At 51.0% G+C, this 1,931-nt stretch carries 3 protein-coding genes; 1 reads left to right on the top strand and 2 read right to left on the bottom strand.

Features of this window, described 5'->3' with window-relative positions:
• The coding region (locus COY37_RS01090) for a DJ-1/PfpI family protein (RefSeq protein ID WP_286975589.1) at positions 1 to 532 on the bottom strand (532 nt) is incomplete at its 3' end.
• A 154-nt stretch (positions 533 to 686) separates the two neighbouring features.
• Between COY37_RS01090 and COY37_RS01085 the strand changes: the two genes are divergently transcribed.
• Positions 687 to 1,235, top strand: a complete 549-nt coding sequence (locus COY37_RS01085) for a DJ-1/PfpI family protein (RefSeq protein WP_286678800.1) — start codon at positions 687 to 689, stop codon at positions 1,233 to 1,235.
• Here COY37_RS01085 and COY37_RS01080 read toward each other — a convergent pair.
• Positions 1,232 to 1,870 (bottom strand): HD-GYP domain-containing protein, encoded by a 639-nt coding sequence (locus COY37_RS01080; RefSeq protein WP_286678799.1) that lies wholly within the window; start codon positions 1,868 to 1,870, stop codon positions 1,232 to 1,234. The genes COY37_RS01085 and COY37_RS01080 overlap by 4 nt on opposite strands.
• Positions 1,871 to 1,931 lie beyond the last annotated feature (61 nt).

Here is a 1,931-nt window from a genome sequence, read left to right as displayed (position 1 = left end):
ACTCGGTTAATCTGCGTAGTTCATCAACCAGCGCCTGGCAGAAATCCTCCAAGTCTTGGGGGCCGCGCCCGGTAACCAGGTTCCCATCGATTACGACCGGCTCGTCAAAATACCTCGCCCCCGCGTTTTCGAGGTCCACTCTAATTGACGGGGAGCCGGTAACGTTTTTATCCTTTAGAACGTCAAGATTGATTAGTACCAGCGCACCATGATCGATAGCACCGATGATTTTGCCCGAATTATACATATCGAGGATAAGCATCAGCGCATCTTCGTCCATCCTGGTCGTATCCGACGAGTGCCCGTCGAAGATCACAACCCCATCAAAGTTGTACGAACGCGCCTCTTCATAGCTGACCTCAACCTCAACCTCAGTTTTGTGGTCTGCGTCGGAGAGCTTCTGCCCTGCGGTCTCTCCCACGGTGCCGATCAACGCGCCCTCCTTGGAGAGGCAGCTATGTAAGCCGTTGAACTCGTTTGCGTCAAAATGGTCCGAAAGGATAAGCGCTACTTCTTTTTCTGAAATCGCCATGTAAATCTCCTCCTTTATTACCTGGTTTTTACCCCCCACACAATGGCGGAAACAATTTTCTTGCAGATGGGCGCGCCGAAGTTTGCAGGTTTTATACCTGTTTATCGCGGGTAAACTTTGCTTGTCTTTGTTTAACACATTGGAGGGATACCTTATGCAGGCAAGAGGAAAGACCATTGCTATTCTCCTACCGAACCACTTCAATGCAAATCTTTTTAACTCATTAAGGGATTGCATTGTCGGGGCGGGCGGGAAGATTTTAGTCGTAGGCTTTAAGCAGGATGAGCCTCTGACTGACAGCACGCGCAAAGAAGTGCTGACGATAGACATCGCGACGGAAAACCTGCGCCTGGGCGACTACGATGCCCTTATCATCCTGGACAGTTCGACACCCGAGGAAATGATCGCCAGCAGAAAGAACCTGGGGCTGATTTCAAAATCATACGAGCATCAAAAAGTGCTGGGTGCGGTGGACAGGGGCGTTGAGCTGCTGGTGGCGGCTCTCGGGCCCCTGATGAGTGACCGTGAAGTAACCGGTCCGCCCGAATCAAGAATAGACCTTGAGAGCACCGGCGCCAACTTTGTTGACCAGGGCGTAGTTGTCGATAAGTACTTGATTACGGCGAGAACCGTTAACGATGCGCAGAGGTTTTGCCGGGTGCTATTGGATGTAGTGCAATCTATCGGAGGACTTGCGGCTTAAACAATTTTTCTTGCAGTCTCATCGTTCATGATGATGCGCGTAAGTACCCTGACAATGTTCTGGTCAAGCGTGGTCGTGCTGTCGTGCCCGAGCTCTTTAAGAGCCTCTTCCACTGTAAAGGCTTTCTTATACGGTCGCTCGGAAACCATTACCTCAAACGAATCCGCGACCGCTATAATCCTTGCGTAAAGAGGGATCTCACCGTCTTTTAAACCATAAGGATACCCGCTTCCGTCCAAGCGTTCATGATGGTAGAGAACGGCCTGGGCAATGGGGTTGAGCCCGGTTTTTGATACCATGCGTTCCCCAATAATCGGGTGAAGCTTAAGTTCCTGCAACTCTCTGCCGGTGAGCGGCTCCGTCTTCTTCAGGATGAGTTCCGAAATAGCCACCTTGCCTATGTCATGCAGGTGTCCGGCAATCCTGAGGTGATCGATTTGCGCCGGTGGTAATCCGAGTTCATGGCCGATAAGGCCGGCAATGGCAGCTACGCGCTCCGAGTGCCCCTGCTGGCTGCTCTCTTCCCCTTCAAGCTTTTTTACAAGAGCATGCAGTATAGCCCCGTAATGGGATTCCTCTGACTCACGACCGCCGCTGTCCTTATTATGGTTAACCATGGCTTCATCGTTATTCATGCATTTCCTCTAATGGGATTGTCGAAGACTAAGTTAAAAGATACCCGTTGCTTAAGGTATC

The organism is Candidatus Aquicultor secundus (genome assembly GCF_002791875.1).
Taxonomy (GTDB): Bacteria; Actinomycetota; Aquicultoria; order Aquicultorales; family Aquicultoraceae; genus Aquicultor_A; species Aquicultor_A secundus.
The sequence above is the reverse complement of the archived record's forward strand: the minus strand, read 5'-3'. Positions and strand labels throughout refer to the sequence as shown.